General features: G+C 72.9%; 26 protein-coding genes. 9 read left to right on the forward strand and 17 right to left on the reverse strand.

Going from position 1 to position 23,584, the window contains the following annotated elements; genetic code table 11:
* Positions 1–88 precede the first annotated feature (88 nt).
* Positions 89–562 (forward strand): MarR family winged helix-turn-helix transcriptional regulator, encoded by a 474-nt coding sequence (locus tag ACNYS0_RS39785; RefSeq protein ID WP_422481271.1) that lies wholly within the window; start codon positions 89–91, stop codon positions 560–562.
* On the opposite strand, the gene ACNYS0_RS39790 is transcribed toward ACNYS0_RS39785, so the two are convergent.
* Together ACNYS0_RS39790 and ACNYS0_RS39795 are read right to left on the reverse strand one after the other, a co-directional pair.
* Entirely contained in the window at positions 540–1,823 is a 1,284-nt protein-coding gene (locus tag ACNYS0_RS39790; RefSeq protein ID WP_422481273.1) for a phytase, read from the reverse strand. The two genes, ACNYS0_RS39785 and ACNYS0_RS39790, sit on opposite strands and share 23 nt — an antisense overlap.
* A 200-nt stretch (positions 1,824–2,023) precedes the next feature.
* Complete coding sequence (locus tag ACNYS0_RS39795; protein WP_422481275.1) at positions 2,024–2,614, reverse strand: TetR family transcriptional regulator; 591 nt, start codon at positions 2,612–2,614, stop codon at positions 2,024–2,026.
* Between the two features lie 80 nt (positions 2,615–2,694).
* Here ACNYS0_RS39795 and ACNYS0_RS39800 point away from each other — a divergent pair, with 80 nt between their 5' ends.
* Entirely contained in the window at positions 2,695–3,519 is an 825-nt protein-coding gene (locus ACNYS0_RS39800) for a class I SAM-dependent methyltransferase (protein ID WP_422481277.1), read from the forward strand.
* A gap of 387 nt (positions 3,520–3,906) precedes the next feature.
* On the opposite strand, the gene ACNYS0_RS39805 is transcribed toward ACNYS0_RS39800, so the two are convergent.
* The 3 genes from ACNYS0_RS39805 to ACNYS0_RS39815 all read right to left on the reverse strand — a co-directional run bounded on the left by ACNYS0_RS39805 (position 3,907) and on the right by ACNYS0_RS39815 (position 6,550).
* Positions 3,907–5,691, reverse strand: a complete 1,785-nt coding sequence (locus ACNYS0_RS39805) for a tetratricopeptide repeat protein (protein WP_422481279.1) — start codon at positions 5,689–5,691, stop codon at positions 3,907–3,909.
* 19 nt (positions 5,692–5,710) lie between these two features.
* Complete coding sequence (locus ACNYS0_RS39810) at positions 5,711–5,944, reverse strand: hypothetical protein (RefSeq protein ID WP_422481281.1); 234 nt, start codon at positions 5,942–5,944, stop codon at positions 5,711–5,713.
* 96 nt (positions 5,945–6,040) lie between these two features.
* The gene (locus tag ACNYS0_RS39815) at positions 6,041–6,550 is read right to left on the reverse strand and encodes a nitroreductase family deazaflavin-dependent oxidoreductase (RefSeq protein WP_422482895.1); all 510 of its coding nucleotides are present in this window, start codon (positions 6,548–6,550) and stop codon (positions 6,041–6,043) included.
* Between the two features lie 134 nt (positions 6,551–6,684).
* On the opposite strand from ACNYS0_RS39815, the gene ACNYS0_RS39820 reads away from it, so the two are divergent.
* Positions 6,685–7,224 (forward strand): MarR family winged helix-turn-helix transcriptional regulator, encoded by a 540-nt coding sequence (locus ACNYS0_RS39820; protein ID WP_422481283.1) that lies wholly within the window; start codon positions 6,685–6,687, stop codon positions 7,222–7,224.
* A gap of 2 nt (positions 7,225–7,226) precedes the next feature.
* On the opposite strand, the gene ACNYS0_RS39825 is transcribed toward ACNYS0_RS39820, so the two are convergent.
* Positions 7,227–8,945 (reverse strand): chloride channel protein, encoded by a 1,719-nt coding sequence (locus ACNYS0_RS39825; protein WP_422482896.1) that lies wholly within the window; start codon positions 8,943–8,945, stop codon positions 7,227–7,229.
* 248 nt (positions 8,946–9,193) lie between these two features.
* Between ACNYS0_RS39825 and ACNYS0_RS39830 the strand changes: the two genes are divergently transcribed.
* Positions 9,194–10,192, forward strand: coding sequence for an NAD-dependent epimerase/dehydratase family protein (locus ACNYS0_RS39830; protein ID WP_422481285.1), 999 nt, complete (start codon positions 9,194–9,196; stop codon positions 10,190–10,192).
* A 7-nt stretch (positions 10,193–10,199) separates the two neighbouring features.
* Here ACNYS0_RS39830 and ACNYS0_RS39835 read toward each other — a convergent pair whose 3' ends face one another.
* The 4 genes from ACNYS0_RS39835 to ACNYS0_RS39850 all read right to left on the reverse strand — a co-directional run bounded on the left by ACNYS0_RS39835 (position 10,200) and on the right by ACNYS0_RS39850 (position 14,069).
* The gene (locus ACNYS0_RS39835) at positions 10,200–10,598 is read right to left on the reverse strand and encodes an ankyrin repeat domain-containing protein (RefSeq protein WP_422481287.1); all 399 of its coding nucleotides are present in this window, start codon (positions 10,596–10,598) and stop codon (positions 10,200–10,202) included.
* A 4-nt stretch (positions 10,599–10,602) separates the two neighbouring features.
* Positions 10,603–12,066: a catalase gene (locus ACNYS0_RS39840; protein WP_422481289.1), complete on the reverse strand. Its 1,464-nt coding sequence runs from the start codon at positions 12,064–12,066 to the stop codon at positions 10,603–10,605.
* Positions 12,067–12,192: 126 nt separating this feature from the next.
* Positions 12,193–13,308 (reverse strand): sensor histidine kinase, encoded by a 1,116-nt coding sequence (locus ACNYS0_RS39845; protein WP_422482897.1) that lies wholly within the window; start codon positions 13,306–13,308, stop codon positions 12,193–12,195.
* Positions 13,309–13,316: 8 nt separating this feature from the next.
* Entirely contained in the window at positions 13,317–14,069 is a 753-nt protein-coding gene (locus ACNYS0_RS39850) for a response regulator transcription factor (protein WP_422481291.1), read from the reverse strand.
* Positions 14,070–14,192: 123 nt separating this feature from the next.
* Here ACNYS0_RS39850 and ACNYS0_RS39855 point away from each other — a divergent pair, with 123 nt between their 5' ends.
* Genes ACNYS0_RS39855 through ACNYS0_RS39865 form a run of 3 tightly spaced genes read left to right on the forward strand, consistent with a single transcriptional unit; the run spans position 14,193 to position 16,292 of the window.
* Complete coding sequence (locus tag ACNYS0_RS39855) at positions 14,193–14,885, forward strand: glycosyltransferase family 2 protein (RefSeq protein WP_422481293.1); 693 nt, start codon at positions 14,193–14,195, stop codon at positions 14,883–14,885.
* A gap of 43 nt (positions 14,886–14,928) precedes the next feature.
* Positions 14,929–15,555 carry a TIGR04282 family arsenosugar biosynthesis glycosyltransferase gene (locus ACNYS0_RS39860; RefSeq protein ID WP_422481295.1) on the forward strand — a complete coding sequence of 209 codons (627 nt, stop codon included), beginning with the start codon at positions 14,929–14,931 and terminating at the stop codon, positions 15,553–15,555.
* A complete protein-coding gene (locus ACNYS0_RS39865) occupies positions 15,552–16,292 on the forward strand; it encodes a class I SAM-dependent methyltransferase (RefSeq protein WP_422481297.1) in 741 nt (246 codons plus the stop codon). The genes ACNYS0_RS39860 and ACNYS0_RS39865 overlap by 4 nt, the downstream gene beginning before the upstream one ends.
* Here the strand turns inward: ACNYS0_RS39865 and ACNYS0_RS39870 are convergent.
* Together ACNYS0_RS39870 and ACNYS0_RS39875 are read right to left on the reverse strand one after the other, a co-directional pair.
* On the reverse strand, positions 16,190–16,660 hold the full coding sequence (locus ACNYS0_RS39870; protein ID WP_422481299.1) for a hypothetical protein: 471 nt from the start codon (positions 16,658–16,660) through the stop codon (positions 16,190–16,192). The two genes, ACNYS0_RS39865 and ACNYS0_RS39870, sit on opposite strands and share 103 nt — an antisense overlap.
* A 5-nt stretch (positions 16,661–16,665) precedes the next feature.
* Positions 16,666–17,889, reverse strand: a complete 1,224-nt coding sequence (locus ACNYS0_RS39875) for a molybdopterin-dependent oxidoreductase (RefSeq protein WP_422481301.1) — start codon at positions 17,887–17,889, stop codon at positions 16,666–16,668.
* Between the two features lie 113 nt (positions 17,890–18,002).
* Here ACNYS0_RS39875 and ACNYS0_RS39880 point away from each other — a divergent pair, with 113 nt between their 5' ends.
* The gene (locus ACNYS0_RS39880; RefSeq protein WP_422481303.1) at positions 18,003–19,364 is read left to right on the forward strand and encodes a hypothetical protein; all 1,362 of its coding nucleotides are present in this window, start codon (positions 18,003–18,005) and stop codon (positions 19,362–19,364) included.
* 13 nt (positions 19,365–19,377) lie between these two features.
* On the opposite strand, the gene ACNYS0_RS39885 is transcribed toward ACNYS0_RS39880, so the two are convergent.
* The 3 genes from ACNYS0_RS39885 to ACNYS0_RS39895 form a co-directional block, all read right to left on the reverse strand.
* A complete protein-coding gene (locus ACNYS0_RS39885) occupies positions 19,378–20,061 on the reverse strand; it encodes a phosphoribosyltransferase (protein WP_422481305.1) in 684 nt (227 codons plus the stop codon).
* Between the two features lie 57 nt (positions 20,062–20,118).
* The gene (locus ACNYS0_RS39890; RefSeq protein WP_422481307.1) at positions 20,119–20,523 is read right to left on the reverse strand and encodes an SseB family protein; all 405 of its coding nucleotides are present in this window, start codon (positions 20,521–20,523) and stop codon (positions 20,119–20,121) included.
* Between the two features lie 95 nt (positions 20,524–20,618).
* Complete coding sequence (locus ACNYS0_RS39895) at positions 20,619–21,032, reverse strand: hypothetical protein (RefSeq protein ID WP_422481309.1); 414 nt, start codon at positions 21,030–21,032, stop codon at positions 20,619–20,621.
* A 194-nt stretch (positions 21,033–21,226) separates the two neighbouring features.
* Between ACNYS0_RS39895 and ACNYS0_RS39900 the strand changes: the two genes are divergently transcribed.
* Entirely contained in the window at positions 21,227–21,697 is a 471-nt protein-coding gene (locus ACNYS0_RS39900) for an ATP-binding protein (RefSeq protein ID WP_422481311.1), read from the forward strand.
* A gap of 42 nt (positions 21,698–21,739) precedes the next feature.
* Here ACNYS0_RS39900 and ACNYS0_RS39905 read toward each other — a convergent pair whose 3' ends face one another.
* Together ACNYS0_RS39905 and ACNYS0_RS39910 are read right to left on the reverse strand one after the other, a co-directional pair.
* Positions 21,740–22,390 carry a Pr6Pr family membrane protein gene (locus tag ACNYS0_RS39905; protein ID WP_422481313.1) on the reverse strand — a complete coding sequence of 217 codons (651 nt, stop codon included), beginning with the start codon at positions 22,388–22,390 and terminating at the stop codon, positions 21,740–21,742.
* A gap of 174 nt (positions 22,391–22,564) precedes the next feature.
* Positions 22,565–23,548: a pentapeptide repeat-containing protein gene (locus tag ACNYS0_RS39910; RefSeq protein ID WP_422481315.1), complete on the reverse strand. Its 984-nt coding sequence runs from the start codon at positions 23,546–23,548 to the stop codon at positions 22,565–22,567.
* Between the last annotated feature and the right edge of the window lie 36 nt (positions 23,549–23,584).

A 23,584-nucleotide genomic window follows, 5' to 3' on the forward strand; every position in this document is an offset into this window, starting at 1 on the left:
GCCTGACGATTCATGTCAGGTAGCCTGACACGGTGAGCGGCCGGGAGGCAAGGGGCCGTGACGAGACCCACCCGGAAGGACGGACACAGTGACGAGCTCGCCCCGACGTGATCTGCCGCAACTGCTCGGCGAGGCCCGCCGCTGGTTCGAGGACGGTCTGCTCGCGACCCTCGAGGCGGAGGGCATCGCGCCGATAACGCCCACCCAGGTGCAGCTCTTCGCGATGCTCGACGCGGACGGCACCACCGTCGCGGAGCTGGCCCGCCGCATGGGCGTGACCCGGCAGACCGTCCACCAGGCCGTGCGGACGCTGATCGAGGACGGACTGTTGCAGCAGGTGCCCGATCCGGCGTCGGCCAGGCAGCGCCTGGTGCGCCGCACCGTGCAGGGGCGCCGCGCCCATGAGCGGGCGCGGCGCGCGCTGGACGGATTGGAGGCGCGGCTCGCGGAGCGGATCGGCGAGGACGCGCTCGGCGCGCTGCGTACGGCGCTGGAGGCGCCGTGGGGCGGGCCGGTCGACGAGCGGCCCGCCGCGGCCGTCAGTCGTCGACCGCGTCCGTGACCGTTCCCAGGTCGACGAACTTGAAGTTGGTGGACGGGCGGTCCGGGTCGCCCGGCGCGTCGTGGCCGTCCTGCACGACCAGAAGGCCGTTCGGGTAGCGCCGGCCGAGCGGCTCGTTCAGGGCGGCGGCGCCGTCGCACTCCTCGGAGCCGTCGAGCCCGGCCGAGGCGGGCGTGACGCGGAAGCCGCCCTCGTGCGCGTTGGCGTCGGACACCTCGCGGTCGTAGGCGGCGAAGGTGTTGTCGCCCTGGCTGGAGGCGAGCAGCAGGCCGTCGCCGTCCTCCTCGTCGACCAGGGTCAGGCCCTCGACGTCCGCGGTGAGGTGCTTGCCGCCGAAGCCCGGGTCGGCGCCCGCGACACACTCCTCGCTCGCCTCGTCGTAGGTGCCGGGAACCCCGTACTCCTTCACCTTGTCGATCAGCTTCGGGGTGCCGCCGAGGTCGGCGCGCAGCCGCCAGATGCCGACGTCCTCCTGCCCTGCGTAGAGCGTGCCGGTCGCCGGATCCACCACCATGCCCTCGACCTGCGGCAGTTCGCCGGGCTCGCCGCACGGTGACCAGGAACTGCCGTTCGGGAGGCGGAAGGAGGACGGCAGTTCGAGGGTGCGGACCTTGGTGTAGCCGACCGTCCCGTCGGCGTTCGCCTTGAGCTCCAGGAGTGCGAGGCGGGTGCGCTCGCGCTGGCTGACCACGGCGTACGAGCGGCCGCTCGCCGGGTCCGTCCAGGTGGCAAGGCCGTACGCCGTGCGCTGCTCGTTGATCTCGTCCTGCGAGGCGGAGAAGACCGGGGCCGCCTTCGGGTCGGTGACATCGGTGAGCGGGCCGCCGGAGCGGTCGCGGTCGATGCGGTACAGGCGCAGCCGGTCGTTGCCGCGGTCCGAGGTGACGGCCAGGTCACCGAGGCCCGCGCTGTGGACCAGGTCGACGTTGTTGAAGCGGCCGGGCGCGTCGTCGGCGCCGGGACCCGCGGGGGCCGGGAGCGACTGCACCTCGCGCGCGTCGAGGTCGTAGACGCGCAGGCCGCCCTGCTTGGCCGTGGCGACGACGAGGCTGCGGTCGGGGTCCGCGGGATTGCGCCAGATCGCCGGGTCGTCGGCGTCCGCGTCGCCGCCCGCGTCGTCGTCGTGCAGGGCGGCGGTCTCGGCGCGCGGCGGGACGGCGGGCAGTGCCCGGGAGGCGGCCTGCGCCGGGCCCGTCGCGGTGACGGCGAGCGCGGCGACGGCGATGGCGAGGGTCGGCAGGGAGGTCCGTGGAATGCCCACGTGAAAGCTCCTTCATGTCGCGTACATGGCATCCGCATTCTGTGATCTTGGCGTGAGGGGCGAGGGGGTGACGCACGAAGCGGAGGCGTACGCGGGGTGAACGCGCGGCGCGGGATCGCTCGCCTGAGCGTCGACGCGCACTCACTCAGGGAGGGTGGATTCCGGGAGAAGCTCGTCCGGACTCCGGGGCGGGCCGACGCTCAGCGGGGGAGGGCCCCGGCGACGGCCGATGTGACCACCCGGCGGACATCCGCGTCGCTGGGTGAGCCGTCCTCCCCGCTCGCGTACAGCAGGTGGCCCGAGCCGATCAGGGTGAGGCCCAGGGAGTCGATGTCGGTGTCGGGGGCCAACCGGCCCGCCCGCCGCTCCGCTTCGAGGTACGAGCGGAGCATCGCGGTGGCGTCCGACAGGACCGTGACGCCGGGGCGGCCCGCCGCCCGCAGCCGGGCGCGCAGGCCGTCGCGGAAGGTGAGCAGGCCGACCATGGCGACGACGACCGGAGTGAACAGGTCCGTCAGGGCGTCCGTGAGGAGGTCGACGACCGGGCGGGTGCCGGCGGACGCGACGAGCGCGGCGGCCCGTTCCTCCATGCGGCCAGCGCGGTCGATGACGAGGTCGGCCAAGAAGGCGTCGAAGTCCGCGAAGTGGCGGTGCAGCACGCCCTTGGCGCAGCCGGCCTCCGTGGTGACCGCCCGGCTGGTGAGCGCGGCGGCTCCGTCCCGCATGAGGACGCGCTCGGCCGCGTCGAAGAGCTGCTCGCGCGCATCTCGTATGGCCACACCGGTCGGCACCTGCGCGTCTCCTTTGCCGGTCCTGGATTCGGGTTCGGCCCAGGGTAGAAGAGTGGGCGAGTGCCCACTATGGTGGGCGCATGCCCACTCGTGAGTCCAAGCAGCCCGGAACCGCCCCGAACGAACCGCACAAGGCCCGCGCCATGGCCGAGTCCTTCGGCACCGATCCCGAGCGCTACGACCGGACTCGGCCCCGCTACCCCGACGCCCTGGTGTCCAGGATCGCCGCCGCGGCTCCCGGCCCGGACGTCCTCGACGTCGGCTGCGGAACCGGCATCGTGTCCCGCCAGTTCCGCGCGGCGGGCAGCACCGTTCTCGGCGTCGACGTCGACGCGCGCATGGCGGAGTACGCGCGCGGCCTCGGACTCGACGTGGAAGTCGGCAGGTTCGAGACCTGGGACGCGCGGGGCCGCACCTTCGACGCGGTCGTCGCGGGCCAGACCTGGCACTGGGTCGACCCCGTCGCGGGCGCCGCGAAAGCCGCCGAGGTGCTGCGGCCCGGCGGACGCCTCGCGCTCATCTGGAACGTCTTCCGCCCCGGCCCGGAACTCGCGGACGCCTTCGCCGCCGCCCACCGCTCGGCCCTGCCCGACTCCCCGCGCAACCCCTGGGCCCGCCCCACCCTCGACGCGTACGGCGCGATCCTCGCCAAGGTCGCCGACGGCCTGAGCGACACCGCCTTGTTCGGCGAACCCGAGGAGTGGCACGTCGACTGGACGGCCACGTACACGCGCGACGCGTGGCTGGAGCAGATGCGCACCAGTGGGGAGGCGGGCACGTACCGGCCCGAGCAGCTGGAGGACCTGCTCGCGCGCACGGGGGCCGCGATCGACGCGCTGGGCGGCGGATTCACGCTGCCGTACACGGCGGTGGCGGTCACCGCGAAGCGGGCCGGCGCCGCCTGACGGCGCTCAGTGCACCGCCGAATCCGGCTCCTCCTCCGAACAGACGCCGACGGCCCCCGATTGTCAGTGGCGGGTGCTTACCTGGAGTCGTAGCGGAAGGGGAAGCGGCAGTCATGACAGAGGAGATCCGGCGTCGGCAGCCCGGTCGGGACCTGTGTGTCCGGCGGCATCCGGACACACAGGTGGAGTGCGTGCTGCCCGATACGCACTATCCGCGCCCGCACCACGCCTTGGACGGGACGACGTGGCACGACGGGCTGTGCGGTGCCTGCCATGGGAACGGGAGGCGTGAGGGGGAGGTGTGTGCTGAATGCCGTGGCGGCGGATTCTGTCTGCTGGAGGAACAGGAGTGAGCGAGGGGGACATACGGGAGGGGGTGCTCAGGGGCTACGCCGGGCCTGAGCAGCAGTCGTCGTCCTCCTCTTTGGGGTCGGCTGTCTCCAGACGGCAGTAGCACGACGAGCGGACCGGGACGTCCGCCACCGCGAGTGCCGTCGTCAGTTGCGGGGCGATGATCCGGGCCTCCGCGGTGCGGCCGAGACGGAGCAGGCACTCGTGATAGCCGTGCAGCGCCCACACGTTGTTCGGGTGGCGCAGCGAGCGGGGGAGGGTGTCGTGCAAGCCCAGGTCGGCGGCGTAGACGTCGGCGGCCTCCGCGACCCTGCCCTGCTCCAGGAGCAGTGCGCCGTACGCGTGCCGGGTGGGCTGCATCCAGCCCCACGGTTCGTCGTAGGGGAGGGCGTCGTCGAGGGCGATGGCGCGGCGCAGGTCGGCGAAGGCCTGGTCGAAGTCGCCCGAGCGGTAGGCGAGTTCGCCGTCGAGCATGGCGGCGGCGAGGGCGAGGAGGTCGAGGCAGGTGTTGTTGAAGAGGGTGCGGGTCTCCGGTACCCGTTCGACGGCCGCCGTGAAGCGCGCGCGTTCGGCCTCCGCCTCCCGGGTGCGGCCCGTCGCGGCGAGGGCGAGGCCCCGGCCGTAGTGGGTCATCGCCGTGGTCACGCAGTACAGCTGCGGGTCGCCGGGCAGCGGCAGGTCGATCAGGTCCTGCCAGCGGCCGAAGCGGACCAGGGCGTGCACCCGCATGCCGCGGAAGCCCTCCAGCCAGTCCGCCATGGGCGGGGAGTCGACGCGCAGCAGCTCCTCGGGGACGGCCGCCTCCAGGCGGTCCACGGAGTCGAAGGCCACCTCCGCCTGGCCCGCGAACATCGCGGCGTAGAGCCGGAAGTGGAGGTTGTGGCAGCGGTAGAGCGTGTAGAAGTTCATGGCGCCGTCGCGGGCCAGCGCCTTCTCGTCCGCCTCGATGGCGCGGGTGTTGGCGGCGATGGTGCGCCGGTAGTCGCCGCACAACACGTCGATGTGCGAGGGCATGTGGTGCAGATGGCCCGCGTCAGGGACCAGGCCCCGGAGCCGGTCGGCGACCGGCAGCGCCTGCTCCGGCGTCGGGGACATCTCCATGAGGTGGATGTAGAGGTGCAGCAGGCCGGGGTGGTCACGGCCCTCCGGTCGCGCGAGTGCGCGTTCCAGTGCCTCGCGCGCCTCGACCGTGCGGGCGCCGTCGGCGGGGCGGCCGGTGGGCAGGTCCCACAGCTGCCAGGGCGTGAGGTTCATCAGGGCGTCGGCGTACAGCGCGGCGACGTCGGGATCGGCCCCGTGGTTCGCGTAGACCTTGCCCATGGCCTGCGCGTACTCCTCGTTCCACACCGACTGGTCGGGCGCCGGACCGGCCGACGGGTAGCGGGATCCGAGGGCGTCGATCAGCGCCCGCTCGGCCGGTGTCGCACGGGCGGCGGCGAGCGCGGCCCGCTGGACGGCGTGGTGCGTGCGCTCGACGGTCGACGTCAGATCGCGCGCGTCGAACGCCTCCCAGGGCTTGTTGTAGTTGGGGCCCAAGGCGTAGGCGAGGCCCCAGTGGGCCATGGCGCACTGCTCGTCCGCCGCGACGGCCCGCTCGAAACAGACGGCGGCCTCCTCGTGGTGGAAGCCGTACACCCACAACAGGCCGCGGTCGAACCAGAGTTGGGCCGCGGGGGAGGAGGTCGTGATCTCGCGGTGGAAGGATCCCAGGTCGTAATAGCCGTCGTCGTTCACGGGCGCCGCCTTCGACAAGTGTGCCGGGTCCGTCCCGGTGCGGGTCGGATCCGGCACATTGTCCCGCCGCGGTCGGCGCCGCACCATGGGCGGCGCCGCGGGCGGTTCAGCCCTGCAGCCGGGACCGCAGGAGCTGCTTGCCCATCTCGGCGCCCTTGCGGCTGTCGGCCTGCGCCTTGCGGAACAGCTCGGCGAGTTCCTTGTCCTGGGTGCGCTCCGCGTCGTGGATGTACTTCTCCAGGCGCAGCGCGTTGCTGAGGCAGGACTCGACGAACCAGACGAGGTTGTAGTCCTTGTCCAGCGTGCCGGTGACGTCACCGGTCTCGACGGATGTCGTCATGGTGCTTGTCCTCCGTGTCGTCGTCTCGTCTCGGTGGACTTCGGTAGCGGCGGCCGGGTACCCGGCCGCCGCCGGCGTACGCACGCGGAAACAGGCCTACGGCCGACGCTTCGTGTCGTGCGCCCGCTCCAGGCGCACGAACGGGATCTGCCGCCCGGCCTCCCGGAAGGACTTCTCGCTGCCGTCGGTCTCGAAGCCCATGAAGGAGCACAGTTTGCGGGCGGTGCGCGGGTGTTCGGGGGCGTAGCGGGCCATGACGGAGGCGCCCTCGTCGGGGTCGAGGAAGTGCGCGTCGACGACGTACCGGTGGGTGCCGTGCTGGATCAGGGTGCGCGGGGTGTGCCGCAGGTTCTGGTACCAGGCGGACTTGGGGCCGAAGCCGGAGGCGAGCGTCCAGGTGCCGCGCTCGGCGTCGTGCGCGACGACCTCCAGGACCACCCGCCGGTGCTGCCCGGACACGCGGCCCTTGTGGTGCAGCAGCAGGAGCCGCTTGCCGAGGAGGGGGCCGAGGCCCGCGCGGTACAGGCCGATGGGGAGGCGGGCCAGGCGCCGCTGGAGCCCGGTGGGCAGGGCCGGTCGTCCTTCGGGCGTGCGGGGCAGGGGCATGGCCGGCGCCTTTCGGTGGGCTTCGTCGGGTCGGGCTCGCGCGGTGACCGAGGCAGAGAGGTCCACGATGTCACGCGCGTCCGCGTGGAAGCCGGAGGTGCGTGCGAACATGGCCTCTTCGTAGAGGAGGGTGCATGGCTGAGAGCGGGGACGGGACCCGGGCCGAGGGCCGGGACGACGTGGACGCGGTGACTCGCGCGGTGCTCACCGCGTCGCGGCTGCTCGTCGCCGTGTCGGCCCGGTCGCTCGCGGAGGTCGAGGACCGGGTGACGCTCGCTCAGTTCCGGATGCTGGTGGTGCTCTCGACGCGCGGCGACACCAAACTCGTCACGCTCGCCGAGCAGTTGCACGTGGCGCCGTCGACCGCGATGCGGATGGTGGACCGGCTGATCGCGGCGGGGCTCGCGGACCGCCGCGCGAACCCCGCCAACCGCCGCGAGACGCTTCTCCAGCTCACCGACGAGGGGCGCCGCACCGTCGAGAACGTGACCGCGCGGCGCCGCGAGGACATCGCCGGGATCGTGGAGCGCCTCGACCCGGAGCAGCGCGCGTCACTGATCGGCGCGCTGGACGCGTTCAACGAGGCCGGCGGCGAGCCCTCGGCGCCCGGCAACCCGGATCCGACCCTGCACCCGCTGGGCTGGGCCGACCTGCCGACGGGCCCCGCGGGCTGACCCTACGCGGGCTGCTCCTGTACGGGCCCGGCCTGCGTGGGCACCGGCGGCTGGTGCAGCGCCCGCAGCGCCCCCTGGTGGCTGAGCCAGCCCACCGGCTCGTCCCCGTCCGTGCGCATCACCGGAAGGCCCGTGCCGGGCGCCGCGAGAAGCGTGTGCAGCGCCGCCGCGAGCGGCTGGTCCGTGGTGACGCGGGGCGTGCGCAGGGCGAGCTCGCCCACCGTGGCCGGCGCCCCGTCCTGCTGCTCCGCCAGCACCTCGGCCACTGTCTGCGCCGTGACGACGCCGAGATGAGCGCCCGAGGCGTCGTGCACCGGCAGGGCGCCGTGGCCCGAGCGGCTCAACAGGTCGGCCGCGTCCGCCAGTTGGAGCGTTGCGGGCAGGGGAGCGGGCAGTGGCTCCAGGACGGCGCCGACCCGCTGGTCGCCGATCGGCGCCCCGGGCGCGGGGCCGTCCAGGTCGATGCCGCGGCGGCGCAGCTTGAGCGTGTAGATCGTGTCGCGTGTGAGCAGGCGGCTGGTGGCGGTGGCGAGCACGATCGCCAGCATCATCGGCAGGATGATCGAGTACTCGCCGGTCAGCTCGAAGAGGATCACCACGGCGGTGATCGGCGCCCGGGACGAGCCCGCGAAGACGGCGCCCATGCCCACCAGCGCGTACGCCCCGACGGCTCCCGCCGTGCCGGGCAGCAGCGCGTGGGCGCCCGCGCCGAACGCGGCGCCCAGCATCGCCCCGATGAACAGGCTCGGCGCGAACACCCCGCCCGAGCCGCCGATCCCGATGGTCAGGCTCGTGGCGATCATCTTGCCGACGAGCAGGAGCAGCAGGAAGCCGACGGCGTACCCGCCCTCCGTCGCCTTCTCCAGGACCGGGTACCCGACCCCGTACATCTCGGGGAGTGCGAGCAGGACCAGGCCGAGCGCGAGGCCGCCGACCGCGGGGCGCAGCCATTCGGGGCCGCGCCACAGCCAGTCGCAGGCGTCCTCGATCGCGTACAGGACGCGCGAGAAGCTGACGCCGACCGCGCCCGCGACCACGCCGAGCACGGCGAACAGGGCGTACTGGACGAGGTGCTGGACGGGGAAGTCGGGCAGGCTGAGGAAGGCCACGTCGCCGAACGCGGCCCGGCCGATGACGCTCGCGGTCACGCTCGCGAGGACCGTCGCGCCGAACGCCTCGACGGTGAACGCCCGCAGGATCAGCTCCATCGCGAAGAACACACCGGCCAGCGGGGCGTTGAACGTCGCCGCGATGCCGCCCGCCGCGCCGCACGCCACGAGCAGCTTGAGCCGCTCCTCGGTCAGGCCCGTGACACGACCGAGCGTGGAGCCGAGCGCCGAGCCGATCTGCACGATCGGCCCCTCGCGGCCCACCGAACCGCCCGAGCCGATGGTCAGCGCCGAGGCCAGCGTCTTCACGACGGCCACCTTCGGGCTGATCCGGCCGCCGCGCTTGGCGACCGCGAGCATCACCTCCGGCACGCCGTGCCCGCGCGCCTCCTTGGCGAAGCGGTTGACCAGCGGGCCGTAGAGCAGACCGCCGACGACGGGCGTGACGAGGACGAAGAAGGGGCCGAGCCAGGGCACGTGCGGGTTGGCGCTGCCGGGGGCCGCCGCGTAGTCGCCGTGCCCGGACAGCAGCCGCGTGAACGTCTGGATGCACCAGCGGAAGACGATCGAGCCGAGCCCCGCCCCGGCGCCGACGAGCACCGCGAGGACCATCGTCGAACCCCGGCCGCCGAGCGCCGACCGCATGGCCCGCAGGCCGCCTCCTGTGCCGCTCACGCTGTTTCCCACCTCACGTTTTGCATAATGCAAAATACCGACCTTTGCATTATGCAAAACGTGTCAAGGGGGCCCGGGGGCGGGGCGCGCGCAGTGGTGCTCTACCGGCCGGCCGTGTCTTACGGAGTCATGACGCATCGGCCCGTTGCCGTGGTGTGCCGGGTCGCGGGACCTAGCGTGGCGGCATGCGAGTACTGGTCACCGGCGGTGCCGGGTTCATCGGGTCCCATGTCGTCGAGGCGCTGACCGCGCGCGGGCACGAGCCCGTCGTGTTCGACGTACGGGAGGACCCCGCCGCCGATGTGCGCGACGCCGACGCGGTCGCCCGCGCCCTGGTGGGTGTCGACGCCGTGTGTCATCAGGCGGCCATGGTCGGGCTCGGCAATGGTGTCGCCGACGCCGCCGAGTACGTGTCCCGGAACGACCTCGGCACGGCCGTGCTGCTCGCCGCCATGGCCGAGGCCGGGGTGCCGCGGCTCGTGCTCGCCGGATCGATGGTGGTCTACGGCGAGGGGCGCTACGCCTGCCCGCACCACGGCGTCGTACGGCCCGGGCCGCGCGCCGCAGCCGACCTGGACGCGGGGCGGTTCGAGCCCCGGTGTCCCGACTGCGGCGCCGAGCTGGCCCCCGGTCTCGTCGGCGAGGACGCCCCCGCCGACCCGCGCAACGTGTACGCCGCGACCAAGCTCGCGCAGGAACATCTGGCCGCCGCCTGGGCGCGTTCCACCGGCGGTACGGCGGTCTCGCTGCGCTACCACAACGTGTACGGGCCCCGGATGCCCCGCGACACCCCGTACGCCGGAGTCGCCTCCTTCTTCCGCTCCGCGCTCGCCCGCGGAGAGGCACCCCGCGTGTTCGAGGACGGCCGCCAGCGGCGCGACTTCGTGCACGTACGGGACGTCGCCGAGGCCAACGCCGTGGCCCTTGAGGCCGATGCCGGGCCGGGCGCGCTGCGCGCCTACAACACCGGCAGCGGCACGCCGCACACCGTCGGCGAGATGGCGTCTGCGCTCGCGGCGGCGTACGGCGGGCCCGACCCCGTCGTGACGGGGGAGTACCGGCTCGGCGACGTCCGGCACATCACCGCGGACTCGGCGCGGCTCCGCGCCGACCTTGGCTGGAAGCCCGAGGTGGAATTCGACGACGGCGTACGGGAGTTCGCGCACGCCGCGATGGATCGCTGAGCCCCGGTCAGCCGGGCAGCAGGTGCTCGCGCCCGAACATCGCCGCCGCGGCGCGCGCGGTCGGGGTGCCGGCGTCGAGGTCCGCACCCGCATCCAGCAGCACCGCGACCACGTCGTCCGCCCCCTTGAACAGGGCGCCTGCGACGGGCGACTGGTCGCGGGCGTTGCGCAGGTCCGGGTCGGCGCCGAGGCGGAGCAGAGCGCGCACCGTGTCGGCATGACCGTGGTAGGCCGCCAGCATCAGCAGGCTGTTGTCCTGCGCGTCCGTGACATCGACGGGCAGCCCGTGCTCCACGAACTCCACGAGTTCCGCCGTGCTGCCCTCCCGTGTCAGATCCTGGGCGAGGGCGACGACCCGCTCGGTCTGCTCGGGCGTCAGTGCGCGGTCGTTCCGGGGTTCGGTCATGGGCTCAGAGTTCGCCCGCTGCCAGGGCCTCGATCGCCTTGCGGACGCCCTCGCCGTAGGCCGGGTCGGCCTGCGTGCAGTTGGCGATGTGCCGCTCGACGGTGGCCTGCGACGCGCCGTTGATCGCGCGCGCCGTGTTCGCGAACAGGGACTGCTGCTGCTCGGCGTTCATCAGCCGGAACAGATTGCCCGGCTGCTCGAAGTAGTTGTCGTCGTCCTCGCGGAAGTCGAACCGGTCGGCGACGGCACCCACGGCCTGGGCCGGCTCGCGGTAGGCGGGCTGCTCGCGCCAGCGGCCGTACGAGTTGGGCTCGATGCCGGGGGTGGCCCCCTGGTTGCCGTCGACGCGCATGGCGCCGTCGCGGTGGTAGGAGTTCACCGGGTTCTTCGGCGCGTTGACCGGGATCTGATGGTGGTTCACGCCGAGCCGGTAGCGCTGCGCGTCACCGTAGGAGAACAGCCGGCCCTGGAGCATCTTGTCGGGCGAGAAGCTGATGCCCGGCACCACGTTGGCCGGGGTGAAGGCGGCCTGCTCCACGTCCGCGAAGTAGTTGTCGGGGTTGCGGTTGAGCTCCCACTCGCCGACCTCGATCAGCGGGTAGTCCTTCTTCGACCAGACCTTGGTGAGGTCGAAGGGGTGGAAGCGGTAGTTGGCCGCGTCGGCCTCCGGCATGACCTGGATGAACAGCTTCCACTTCGGGAAGTCGCCGTTCTCGATCGAGTCGAACAGGTCGCGCTGGTGCGACTCGCGGTCCTTGCCGATCAGGGCCTCGGCCTCGGCGTCGGTGAGGTTCTTGATGCCCTGCTGGGTGCGGTGGTGGAACTTCACCCAGAACCGCTCGCCCTCGGCGTTGATCAGGCTGTACGTGTGCGAGCCGAAGCCGTGCATGTGCCGGTACGAGGCGGGGATGCCGCGCTCCGACATCACGATGGTGACCTGGTGCAGGGCCTCGGGGAGGTTGGTCCAGAAGTCCCAGTTGTTCTCCGGGTCGCGCATGTTCGTGCGCGGGTCGCGCTTCACCGCGTGGTTGAGGTCCGGGAACTTCAGCGGGTCGCGGAAGAAGAACACCGGGGTGTTGTTGCCGACCAGGTCCCAGTTGCCCTCGTCCGTGTAGAACTTCAGGGCGAACCCGCGGATGTCGCGCTCGGCGTCGGCCGCGCCGCGCTCGCCCGCGACGGTGGAGAACCGGGCGAACATGTCGGTCTTCTTGCCGACCTCGGAGAAGATCTTCGCGTTCGTGTACCGCGTGATGTCGTGCGTGACCGTGAAGGTGCCGAACGCGCCGGAGCCCTTGGCATGCATACGGCGTTCGGGGATGACCTCGCGGTCGAAGTGCGCGAGTTTCTCCAGGAACCACACGTCCTGGAGCAGCATCGGGCCGCGCGACCCGGCGGTCACGGAGTTCTGGTTGTCGGGAACCGGCGCTCCGGCGACCGTGGTCAGCGGCTTCTGGTTGTTCTCGGGCAAGGCTGGCTCCTTACGTCGCGCCGGGGCCTGCTCCCGGTCCCGGGAGCAGGCCCAGTTACGTATCGAATCCTAACTTGGACTTTGTCCAAGTCAAGTGCGGATCCAAGCCATGCCGCTCGGTGCCCGTCACTGTGCGGCGGCGCTCGGCAGCGTGACCTCGAAGCGGCAGCCGCCGGGGATGTTGTGGACCGTGGCCCGGCCCGCGTGCGCCTCGACGATGCCGCGCACGATCGCGAGGCCGAGGCCCGCGCCCGCCGGGGGAGTACGCGCATGGGTGCCGCGCCACCCGGTGTCGAAGACGCGCGGCAGGTCCTCCTCCGGGATGCCGCCGCAGGCGTCCGAGACCGACACCACGACGCCCTCCGGCGAGCGGTGCGCGGCGACGGCGACCGTGCCGTCCGCCGGGGTGCGCCGGATCGCGTTGACGAGGAGATTGCCCAGGACCCGGCTCATCTCCTTGCCGTCGACCTCCACCGGCACCGGCTCCACCTGCTCGCCGACGAGCCGCACCCCGTGCTCGCGGGCCAGTGGGTCCGCGCCCGCCAGCGCGTCGCTGACCAGGTCGTACAGGGACATGCGGGCCGGGGCGAGCGGCAGCGCGCCCGCGTGGATGCGGGACAGTTCGAAGAGGTCGCCCACCATGTCGTTGAGCCGCTCGACGTCCGTGCGCATCTGCCGCAGATAGCGGTCGGGGTCGGCGGCGACGCCGTCCTCCAGCGCCTCCGCCATGGCGCGCAGCCCCGCGAGCGGGGTGCGCAGATCGTGCGAGATCCAGGCGACCAGCTCGCGCCGCGAGGTCTCCAGCGCGCGTTCGCGCTCCCGGGAGGCGGCGAGCTTGGCGCTGGTCGCCGCCAGCTCCCGGCTCAGCTCCTCCAGTTCGGCGGTGGCCGGGGCGTCGGGCGCGGCGAAGTCGCCGCCGTCGCCGAACGAGCGTGCGGCATCGGCCAGCTCGCGGCTGCGCGCCACCACCCAGCGGCCGAGGAGCAGCGCGGTCGCCAGTGACACGGCCGCCGCCATCGCGACGACCAGCGTCACCACGGTCAGGTCGTGAGCCGACAGGAACATCGCCCACGCCACGGCGAGCGTGCCCGCGAGCATCGCCGCCACGCCGACGCTCGCGACCACGGCGATCGAGGCAGTCAGTGAGCGCCGCCGCAGCAGCCGCAGCGCGCCCGCCCCCGCCAGGCCCGTGGCGGCGGCGCCCGCGAAGGCGTACAGAGCGATGAGGAGGGTGTCGTGCACGGACACGGTCAGGCCTCCTGATCGGCGGGCTCGGGGGCCGTCGCGGGCTCGAAGCGGTAGCCCACGCCCCACACCGTCTGGATCAGGCGCGGGCGCGCCGGGTCGTCCTCGACCTTGCCGCGCAGTCGGCGGATGTGGACGGTGACCGTCGACAGGTCGCCGAACTCCCAGCCCCACACCTCGCGCATCAGGTCCTCCCGGCTGTACGCCCGCCCCGGATTGCGCAGGAAGAAGACGAGGAGGTCGAACTCGCGCAGGGTCAGGGCCAGTTCGACGCCGTCCCGTGTGACGCGGCGCGCCGCCGGGTCGACCGTGAGGCCCGCCGCGTACAGTGGGCGCTGCCGGGCGGTGGCCGGGCGGGCGCGGCGCAGTACGGAATCCACGCGCAGCACCAGCTCGCGCGGGCTGAACGGCTTCGTCACGTAGTCGTCCGCGCCGACCTCCAGGCCGAGGATCCGGTCGTCCTCGTCGCCGCGCGCGGTGAGCATGATGACCGGGACGGGTCCGCGTTCACGCATTCGGCGGCACACCTCCAGACCGTCCATGCCGGGCAGCATCAGATCGAGCACCACCAGGTCAGGACGGTGCGCGGCGGCGCGCGCGAGGGCCGCGGGGCCGTCGTCGGCGCGGTCCACGCGGTAGCCCGCGCGGTCCAGGTATCCCGCCACCACCTCGGCGACGGTCGGGTCGTCGTCGACGACCAGGACGCGGGCCGCGGCGCCGTCGGGGCCTGCCGCCGTGGGCTCGTATGACTGCTGCATGCCACCAGCCTCGCACCGCGGCGCGCGGACGAGGTGTCCTGGCCGGGGCCGAGCGGTCGACGTCCGTGTTTCGTAAGGATCTCTCGCCCGAAATGTCGTAATCGGGCTCGTAGGGTGAGACCCGTGACAAGCCCACCCACCACCGTCGACGTGGTCCTTCCCTGCCTCAACGAGGCCGAGGCCCTGCCCTGGGTCCTCGACCGGATCCCGCCGCACTGGCGCGCCCTGGTCGTCGACAACGGTTCCACCGACGGCTCCGCCGGGATCGCCCGCTCGCTGGGCGCCCAGGTCGTGCGCGAGGAGCGGCGCGGATTCGGCGCCGCCTGCCACGCGGGCCTGACCGCGTCCGACGCCGACATCGTGTGCTTCTGCGACTGCGACGCCTCCCTCGACCCGAGCCACCTCGTCCCCTTCGTGCGCGAGGTGGAGGAGGGCGGGGCCGACCTGGTCCTCGGCCGCCGCCGCCCGACGGAGCGCGGCGCCTGGCCCGCGCACGCCCGCGCGGGCAACCTCGCGCTCGCCCGCATGCTGCGCCGCAGGACCGGCCTGCGCCTGCACGACCTCGGCCCGCTGCGCGCCGCCCGCCGCGAGGCCCTGCTCGGACTCGACCTCACCGACCGGCGCAGCGGTTACCCGCTCCAGATGGTGGTGCGCGCCGCCGACGCCGGCTGGCGCATCGCCGAACACGACGTGCCGTACCTGCCGCGCACCGGAGCCTCCAAGGTGACCGGCACCTGGCGCGGAACCTGGCACGCGGTGCGCGACATGAGCCGGGTGCTGAACGAGGCGCCGGTGCGGGAAGGGAGCGTCCGGTGAGCGCCTTGCTGAACGAGACACCCGTACGAGGAGGGGGCGCCCGGTGAGCGACCCGCACGACATCCTGGTCATCGCCAAGGAGCCGCGCCCCGGCCGGGTCAAGACCCGGCTCACCCCGCCGTTCACGCCCCAGGAGGCGGCGGAACTCGCCGAGGCCGCGCTCGCCGACACCCTCGAATCCGTCGCGCGGACCCCGGCCGCCCGCCGCGTCCTCGTCCTCGACGGCGCGCCCGGACCCTGGCTGCCGCCCGGCTTCGAGGTCGTGCCGCAGTGCGCGGGCGGCCTCGACGAGCGGCTCGCCGCCGCCTTCGCGCGCTGCGAGGGGCCCGCGCTCCTCATCGGCATGGACACCCCACAGGTCCGCCCGGACCTGCTCACCGTCGACTTCACCGAATGCGACGCCTGGTTCGGCCCGGCGCTCGACGGCGGCTTCTGGGCGCTCGGCCTGGCCGAGCCCGACCCGCGGCTGCTGCGCGGCGTGCCCATGTCCACCGCGCACACCGGCGCCGCACAGCGCGCCCGGCTCGTCGACGCGGGCCTGAGGGTGCGCGACCTGCCGCCGCTGCGCGACGTGGACACCGCCGAGGACGCCGCGGCCGTGGCCGCCGAGGCACCGCACGGCCGGTTCGCCGCGCGCCTGACTCGATGTACGACGGGAGCGCACCGATGAGAGCGTCGATAGGCCCCACGGTGAGCACGCCCACCGCCCCCTGGGCGGGTGCCGACCCGTACTCCGCCGCCCTGCGCGCCGGCCGCGGCCCCCTCTTCCTGCGCCGCACCGATGGCTGGCTGCTGCCCCTGGAGGTCGAACGCTGGTGCGCCCGGGCCGACGCCGTCGACCGGCAGGTGCTCGACCGCTGCGAGGGCGCCGTGCTCGACGTCGGCTGCGGGCCGGGACGGCTCGTCGCGGAACTCGCCGCGCGCGGCCGCACCGCGCTCGGCGTCGACGTCAGCGAGGCCGCCGTCACCCACAGCCGGGGCCTCGGCGGCCAGGCACTGTGCCGCTCCGTGTTCGACCCGCTGCCCGGCGAGGGCCGCTGGAACACCGTGCTGCTGATGGACGGCAACATCGGGATCGGCGGCGAACCGCACACTCTGCTCGCCCGCGTCTCCCAACTGCTGGCCCCCGGTGGTCTGTTGGTGGCCGAGACGGCACCCGTCGACGTGGACGAACGCGCCAGCGTGCAGGTCACCGACTCACCGGGACAGCCCGGGCAGCCCGGCGGCCACCCCTTCCCGTGGGCCCGGCTCGGCACCCCCGCCCTGCTCCGCTACGCGGCGGGGGTCGGCCTGCGCCCCGTCGATCAGTGGTCCGTGGGCGGCCGCTGCTTCGCCGCGCTGCGCACCCGCACCGCGAGCAGCAGCGCGGAACCCGCGAACAGCGCGGCCGTGACCAGCAGCCAGTGACCTAGGTACACGTCGGCGGAGCGGCCGGTCGCCGACCGGAAGCGCTCGTCCACCGCCCCGCTGATCAGCGGAAACCAGACGAGCAGCAGCAGCCCCGACAGGGCGGCGGGCACCCGCACGTACCCCACCCGTTCCCGCCGCCCGGCCGCCGCGAACCCGCGCACGAGCAGCCGGTCCACCCCCGCGTACAGCGGCACCAGCACGAGGTCGTGCACGAGGGCGGCCCCCACGAACCACAGCGCCACCCCGAACCAGTCGTCGGCCAGCAGCCGCACCCCCGCATACCCGGCGAGCGCGAACGAGCAGAGCAGCAGCAGGAGTTGAAGCGGGCTGCCCAGCGGCACGCGACGGCGGCTCAAGACAGACATCACGGTCACACCTTTCCGAAGGTGAGCCGAGCCACCCACTTGGTATTGAGGACACCCGGCGCGGCCGGCACGATCACGCGCGCCGGATAGCCGTGGTCGGCGGAGAGGGGCTCCCCGTTGACGTACAGGGCGAGCAGCGAGCGCGGATCGGCGACCTGGTTGGCGCGCAGCGCGGCGTGCCGGAAGGCGCCGCGCCGTTGCAGCGACTCCACGAGCACATCCGGCGGATCGCCGTCGTGCCCCACCAGTGCCGCGAGGTCCCGCAGCCGTACGCCGCGCCACCACTGGTCGGACGTCGACCAGCCCTCGACGCAGGCGATGGGCAACGCCGAGCTGTGCAACGTGAGTTGGGCGAGTTCGGCGCGGCCGAGACGCACCGTGCGGCCGGCGCGACCCACCACGACGAGGCGCCACGCGTCCTCCGCCGTCTCGGCGCGGTCGATCCCCGCGTGGGCGGCGGTCTTGTTGATCTGGAAGCCGTTCGGGCCACGGCCCGGGTCGGCGCCGCCGTGCGGGGCGAGCAGCGCGGTGCGGCGCAGCGGCCCGTCGAAGCTCTGCCCCGCCGTCGTACCGAACAACAGCAGCGAGCCGCCGCCGACGAACCACAGCGCACCACGCCGCGACACGGTCGGCGGATCGGGTCGCGGAGCCACCAACTCGCCCTCCTCGCGCGCCTTTCGCACGTTCCGCATCGCCGCCGGAACCTTCAGCACCGCGTGCGCCACGAACGCGGCGAAGAACACCCACGCCCCGTAGAAGTGCAGCGGATAGAACGAGCCGGGGAAGAGGTAGTCGAGCTGAACGTTCAACACCCCCGTGACGAACTCGAAGAGGCCGCCGCCGACCAGGAGCAGCAGCGAGACACGTTCGAGCGCGTGCGTCAGCGAACGGGCCGGCGGCAGCGCGAACAGCTTCGGCACCACCGACCACAGCTTCGCAAGGAGTACGGGGATCAGGGTGACACCGAGCGTGACATGCACGCCCTGCGTGAGCCGGTACAGCCAGTGCGGATTCGTCGGCCAGGCGAAGAGGTAGAAGCCGAGGATCCCCTTGTCCGGGGTCTTGTCGTTGACCGGGGCGAGGCCCGGGTTGTAGGCCGCGTACGAGACGAGGCCCGTCACGAACAGCACCGTGATGCCGACGAGCAGCACCAGACCCAGTACCGAGGTGAGCCAGGGGCCACGCAGCGGGCTGCGCCAGAATGAGGGTGAGGCGGGGGTGTCGGGCATGTCTCGACCGTAGGCCGAGCGGACCGTCCATCGGGGTGCGCGACTCATGACGAAACGCTGACATCAGGGCCGGTCGGCGCAGTGCGGGACGCCTCTCGGCCTAGCGTTCCTGTGTGACCCCCCGCAGCAACCCCCGCACCGAACCGCGCGGCACCCGCCGCGACCTGTACGCCGCCGCGGCCGCCCTGCTCCTCGTGGCGGCCGCCGCACTCATCGGCCGCCACATCGAGGACACCTACGGCACCCTGCACGTCGGCGCGCCCCCGCTGTACGGCCGGTGGCTCCCGCACCTCGGCCCCGGCACACCCGCCGCCCTCGCCCTGGCCGCCGCCGTGGTCGCGTACGGGCCCTTGCTCGCGGCCCGGCTGCGCTGGCGCGCGCTGCTGGCCACGGCATGGGCCACCGCGACCGCCTGGATCCTCTCCCTCGCCCTGATCGACGGCTGGCACCGCGGCATCGCGAAGCGACTCACCACCAAGTACGAGTACCTCCAGGTCATCGACCGCTTCCACGACATCCCGGCGACCCTGCGCACCTACACGCGGCACATCCTCATCGACGCCCCCGACCACTGGCCCGCCCACACGGCAGGCCATCCGCCCGCCGCCCCGCTCACCTTCGTCCTGCTCGACCGGATCGGGCTCGGCGGCGGGGGCTGGGCGGGCCTGTGGTGCATCGTCACCGGCGCGACGGCATGCGTGGCCGTGCTCGTCGCCGTGCGCGCCCTCGCCGGGGAGGAGCCGGCGCGCCGCGCCGCCCCGTTCCTCGTCGTCGTGCCGGGGGCGGTGTGGATGGGGGCCTCGGCCGACGCGTACTTCGCCGCCGTCGCCGCATGGGCGGTCGCCCTGCTCGCGCTCGCGGTGAGCGGCCGTTCGGTGCTGTGGGCGGCGGGGGCGGGGCTGCTGTTCGGGCTGACCTGCTATCTCTCGTACGGGCTCACGCTGTTCGCGCTGATCGGCCTCGCGGTCCTTTTCCTCGGGCGGGGGAGAGTGCGGGAGCGGCCGGGGGCGCTCGCTGTGCTGTTCTGCGCCGGGCTGGCGGTCGTGCCCACCGCGTTCACCCTCGCCGGGTTCAACTGGTGGGAGGCGTACCACCTGCTGACGACCCGGTACTACCAGGGAGCGGGCGGCATCCGGCCCTACGGCTACTGGGTGTGGGCCAATCTCGCGTGCACGGTCCTGGTCGTCGGCGTGGCGACCGTGGCGGGGCTGCGGCGAACGGTCGGGCTCCTGGTCCGCCCGGACGACAGGGAGAGCGGGCAGGCCCGGCTCGCGCTCCTCGCGGGAGCCGCGCTCCTCGCCCTGCTCGCCGCCGACCTGTCCGGCATGAGCAAGGCGGAGACCGAACGCATCTGGCTGCCCTTCGCCCTGTGGCTCGTCCCCGCCTGTGCCTTCCTGCCCCGGTCAAGGCCCTGGCTCGCCGCGCAGGTGGTGCTCGCCCTGCTGGTCAACCATCTGGTGCTCACCGGGTGGTGACTCCCGGTGCGGTTCAGCCGCGGCGCCCGCTCTTCTCGTGGCGCCCCTCATGGGCGCGGAACGTGGTCAGCACGTCCATCACCTCCGCGTCCGAGACCTGCGGGAACCGGTCGTAGCCCTCGCTCACGGCGTGGAAGTCCGGCGGCTGGTCGAGGCAGATCACGTCGCCCGTGTGCCCGCGCAGGTCCGCCACGGTCTGCGGGCTGCCGACGGGGGCCGCGAGGACGACACCTGCCGGGCCCCGGCGGCGCAGCGAGAAGAGGGCGGCGGTGGCGGTGAGGCCGGTGGCGAGGCCGTCGTCGACCACGATGACCGTCCGGTCCTCGACCGGCGGCGCGGGGCGCCCGGCGCGGTACAGGTGGTCACGGCGGCGCAGTTCGTCCCTGGCCTGCACGACATCGGGGCCGAGCCCGTCCTCGCTCAGGCCCAGGAGTTCGAGGGCCACCCGGTCGAACAGTGGGGGCTCCTCGCCGACGACGGCGCCGATGGCGGTCTCGCGCCGGCCCGGCACGCCGACCTTGCGGGCGACGAGGACGTCGAGCGGCGCGTGCAGCGCGTGCGCGACGGGCGCCGCCACGGGGACGCCGCCCCGTGGCAGCGCGAGCACGAGCGGGTCCACAAGGTCACTGGAGTCGGCCCATTCCAGCATGCGCAGGGCGAGCTCCTCACCGGCGTGCGTACGGTCACGGAAGGGCACGGGGCCTCCTCTGTGGTCCTCAGGTGTCTCGGTGGGGGTGGGTGCGGGCGGTCCGGGTCACGCCCGGTGACCGAGCAACTCCCGTACGCCCTCGCCGTTGAGCGTCAGGGCGTCCGGCGAACCCGCGTCGATCGTCATCGACAGCTCCGTCGGCCAGCTCGAGGCGAGCGCGCCCAGCGGGACCGTCGTGCAGCGCGAGATGGACGGAAGCAGTTCCGACATGCGCAGCTCGGACGTGAACAACGGGACGAGCTGCTCGCCGCCGGGCTGCTCGATGACCGGCAGGGACAGTGCGGTGGAGTCCGGATCCTGTTCCGCGCCCGGCTCGTCGGGCACGGGCACGAGAACCTCGCACTCGGCGAGCTTGTCGAGCGCGCCCTGGTCCTCCGTGTTCAGGCTGAGGGCGCTGAGCGCCTGCTGCGCGGGCGAGGGGCCGTTCTGCGGGATGGAGTTCTCGTGCATGGTCGAAGTCCCCTCTGGAGTACGTGCGGATGGCGCCCCGCGTACCCAAGAGGTGTCGGTCCATGCAAGGGGATCCGGAGCCGACGGCGGCCGGTTCAGGCCGCCGCCCGTCTCGCCCAGGCCCGGCCCCACCGTCCCATCATGTGCGGGCACAGTGGCCGTCCGTGCAGCAGCTCCACACCCTCCGTCGCGCCCGTGGCGACGAAGAAACGGCGGCCCATCGACGACTGCAATGTGGTGGTCCAGCGGAAACCGTCACCGACGGCCATCGCGCCGCGCAGCAGCTCGTGCCCTATGCCTTCGCGGCGCCACAATTCGTCGACCCAGATCGCCTGTATCCGGCCGACCGCGCACTGTTCGCACAGCCGGAACCTGACCTCGGCGATCTGCCGGCCGGCCTGGGTGCGGGCGGTGATCCGCCACTGGCCGTCGGCGCCGGGGGGCTGTTCGGCGAGCATCACCACGGTTCCGTCACCGGTCGTGAACAGCCCGCCCGTCCTCCTACGCATGCGGGCCTCCTGCGGGCGTGCTGTGTCGGAGTTGTGCCCGCGCATCCTTTCACGCGGCGGGGGCGTGACGACAGGGGGAGGAGGTCAATGAACGCCCGGAGGCCGCACGCCGTATTCCAAACCGCTGTCACGGCTCCGCCGAATGTCATGGGAAGAGTGCCACCCGCGTTCCGATCCGATCCGGAGGAACCGTCATGTACGTCTACCGCGCGAACAGGGCGAGCGAGCAGAGCACCGCGGTCGGCGGGCAGCTGCTGCCCGAATACGCCGAACGCTCCCGCCCGTTGCTGACCTGGAACCAGTCCGTCGAACTCGCCGCCGCGCAGGCCCGCGAGCGGGTGCGGCAGGCGCTCGACGGATACGCCGTCGACCCGCGTGCCGTCGACGCGGCCGTCCTCGTCGCCAGCGAACTCGTCGCCAACGCCTGCGAACACGCCCGCGGCCCCTATCAGTTGCGTCTCACCGTGAGCCGGACCCTGTGCCTGGAGGTCCTCGACCGCGGCCCCGGTCTGCCCGCCGCCGTCCTGGGCCACTCGCCCGCCGCGCCGGATTCCGTCGAGCGCGGCCGGGGACTGCTGCTGGTGGACCGGCTCGCCGGTGGGGCGTGGGGCAGCCGGAGGCTTCCGGTCGGACACTGCGTGTGGGCGGAGGTCCCGACGCACTGAGGGGCCGGCTCCCGTGGCACCCGCTTGTGGTGCGCTGCCGCGTCAGAAGTGGTCGGGGAGTGGCAGCGGCCGCTTGACTCGGCGGCCCAGCCGCCGGTCGATCCAGGCGAACAGCCAGGCCAGCACGCCCGCGACCACGAGCACCCCGGCGATGTTCCGCAGGGCGAGCCCGTATCCGCGCGCGTGCACGTCGAGGAACGGGTACGGGTACCAGTCCGTGACCGCGCCGTGCACGAGCGTGTACGCGATCCACAGCGCCGGCCACACGAACGCCCACCCCACGCTCACGCCGTCGATCCGCCCGCGCGGCCCGAACAGCAGCCAGCCGACGAGCGTCATCGGCGGCGCGACGTAGTGCAGCCCCACGGTGATCCACAGTGAGATGCCTTCGAGGTGGATCTGCGGTGCGAGGACGATCGCGAAGACCAGGCCGGTGATCGTGATGCCGAGCAGTGTGTCGAGCCGCAGCACCCGCCAGACGGGGCCGTCCCGGCCGGGGCGCAGCACCAGGGACAGGGAGCAGATCAGGACGAGGATGTTGCTCTGGATCGTGAAGTAACTGAGCATGCGCACCAGCCGGGTCAGCGCGCCGGCGTCGTCCCCCGTCGTGTCCCCGGCCCCGGCGGCGGACCCACCGCTGAACAAGAGCACGAGCTGAGTGATCAGCGCCGCCGCGACGACGACGGCCAACACGCCGTGCCACGGCCGGGAGAGGCCGGAGGTGCGGTCAACGGCTGCGCTGGGCGCGGGTCCTGTGATGGCGATGACGGACTCCTCGATCTGCGGCGTTGTGCATGTTTCATCGAGTATGACCGATATGGGGGTTGTGGTGAAGGCGGGGGTGGGGTGAGGGAAGGTGGCGCTCCGTCAGGCGCCGCCCCCGTTCGACGGTGCGGGTGCGGGTGCGGGATCCGAGGCCTGCCCGCGTGAGTTCACGAACGGCGGGAGGAGCAGGTGCGCCGGAGGGGTCTCCCAGGTGTCGAACTCCGGGGGAGCTCCGAGGTGGTCCCGGTCGGCGCCGGACAGGTCGACCTCTCCTCCTGTGAAACGTGCGCCGTGGAACGAGACCTGGGCGCCGTTGAACTCGGCTCCGTTGAACGAGACCTGTCCCCTGCTGAAGGATGCGCGCGCGAAGGTGACCCGGCCGTCGGCGAAGTCCGCACCCCCGAAAGTCACCCGGCTGCCGCTGAAGTGGGCATCGTCGAAGGAGGCCCATCCGCCGGTGAAGCGCACCAGACTGAACGAGACGCGCCCGCCCGAGAAGCGCGCGCCGCTGAAATCCGCCGCACGCAGAACGGCGCGGGTGAAGTCGAGGTCATGACCCTCCCAGCTCGTCGGGGCTCCTTCGCGCAGGTGCTCGGCGATGATCCTGGTGAGGGAGAGGCGGATCTCCGATTCCTCGTCGTGGTACCACGGCGCGTCGGAGGGCGTATGGGGCATGCGCAGATAGGCACAGAGCACGTTGATGCAGACCTGGCGCTGCTCGGGCCAGTCGTCGGCGAGCCCGGCCAGGGCGTGGATCCCGGCGAGCCGGACCATCGGCAGCTCGTGCCCGAGCTGAGAACTCGCGGTGACGAAACGCTCGTTCAGCAGCCGGGCGTCCTCCCTCCGGTCGGCCGCTTCGGAGAGGCGCTGCTTGCGATAGGCGACGACCAGGGCCAGCACGCCGCCGACGCCGGCGACCACCGACAGCGAGATCTTGATGAGGTCGAACTTCTTGTCGGTCGCCAGTGCTCGCGGGCCCGTGAGCGCCGGAAAGCCAAGGGCGGCCCACACCAGGCAGGCGCTCAGCAGGAACAGGGCGATGCCGAGAACGAGCACGACCGCGATGTGCCCAGGCAGCGCCCACATCCGAGCGTCCCGACCGTGCGGGCGAACGTCCCTTGC

The sequence above is a fragment of the Streptomyces anthophorae genome (assembly GCF_049310305.1).
Taxonomy (GTDB): Bacteria; Actinomycetota; Actinomycetes; order Streptomycetales; family Streptomycetaceae; genus Streptomyces.

What these genes read in the sequence shown, in the direction of transcription:
- ACNYS0_RS39810 (WP_422481281.1), bottom strand. Translation starts at nt 5,944, where the DNA reads ATGACGACATCCGTCGAGACCGGTGACGTCACCGGCACGCTGGACAAG.
- ACNYS0_RS39890 (WP_422481307.1), bottom strand. Translation starts at nt 20,523, where the DNA reads ATGCACGAGAACTCCATCCCGCAGAACGGCCCCTCGCCCGCGCAGCAG.
- ACNYS0_RS39830 (WP_422481285.1), top strand. Translation starts at nt 9,194, where the DNA reads ATGCGAGTACTGGTCACCGGCGGTGCCGGGTTCATCGGGTCCCATGTC.
- ACNYS0_RS39805 (WP_422481279.1), bottom strand. Translation starts at nt 5,691, where the DNA reads ATGGTGCGGCGCCGACCGCGGCGGGACAATGTGCCGGATCCGACCCGC.
- ACNYS0_RS39910 (WP_422481315.1), bottom strand. Translation starts at nt 23,548, where the DNA reads ATGTGGGCGCTGCCTGGGCACATCGCGGTCGTGCTCGTTCTCGGCATC.
- ACNYS0_RS39865 (WP_422481297.1), top strand. Translation starts at nt 15,552, where the DNA reads ATGAGAGCGTCGATAGGCCCCACGGTGAGCACGCCCACCGCCCCCTGG.
- ACNYS0_RS39800 (WP_422481277.1), top strand. Translation starts at nt 2,695, where the DNA reads ATGCCCACTCGTGAGTCCAAGCAGCCCGGAACCGCCCCGAACGAACCG.
- ACNYS0_RS39870 (WP_422481299.1), bottom strand. Translation starts at nt 16,660, where the DNA reads ATGTCTGTCTTGAGCCGCCGTCGCGTGCCGCTGGGCAGCCCGCTTCAA.
- ACNYS0_RS39875 (WP_422481301.1), bottom strand. Translation starts at nt 17,889, where the DNA reads ATGCCCGACACCCCCGCCTCACCCTCATTCTGGCGCAGCCCGCTGCGT.
- ACNYS0_RS39895 (WP_422481309.1), bottom strand. Translation starts at nt 21,032, where the DNA reads ATGCGTAGGAGGACGGGCGGGCTGTTCACGACCGGTGACGGAACCGTG.
- ACNYS0_RS39900 (WP_422481311.1), top strand. Translation starts at nt 21,227, where the DNA reads ATGTACGTCTACCGCGCGAACAGGGCGAGCGAGCAGAGCACCGCGGTC.
- ACNYS0_RS39850 (WP_422481291.1), bottom strand. Translation starts at nt 14,069, where the DNA reads ATGCAGCAGTCATACGAGCCCACGGCGGCAGGCCCCGACGGCGCCGCG.
- ACNYS0_RS39815 (WP_422482895.1), bottom strand. Translation starts at nt 6,550, where the DNA reads ATGCCCCTGCCCCGCACGCCCGAAGGACGACCGGCCCTGCCCACCGGG.
- ACNYS0_RS39820 (WP_422481283.1), top strand. Translation starts at nt 6,685, where the DNA reads ATGGCTGAGAGCGGGGACGGGACCCGGGCCGAGGGCCGGGACGACGTG.
- ACNYS0_RS39835 (WP_422481287.1), bottom strand. Translation starts at nt 10,598, where the DNA reads ATGACCGAACCCCGGAACGACCGCGCACTGACGCCCGAGCAGACCGAG.
- ACNYS0_RS39825 (WP_422482896.1), bottom strand. Translation starts at nt 8,945, where the DNA reads ATGGTCCTCGCGGTGCTCGTCGGCGCCGGGGCGGGGCTCGGCTCGATC.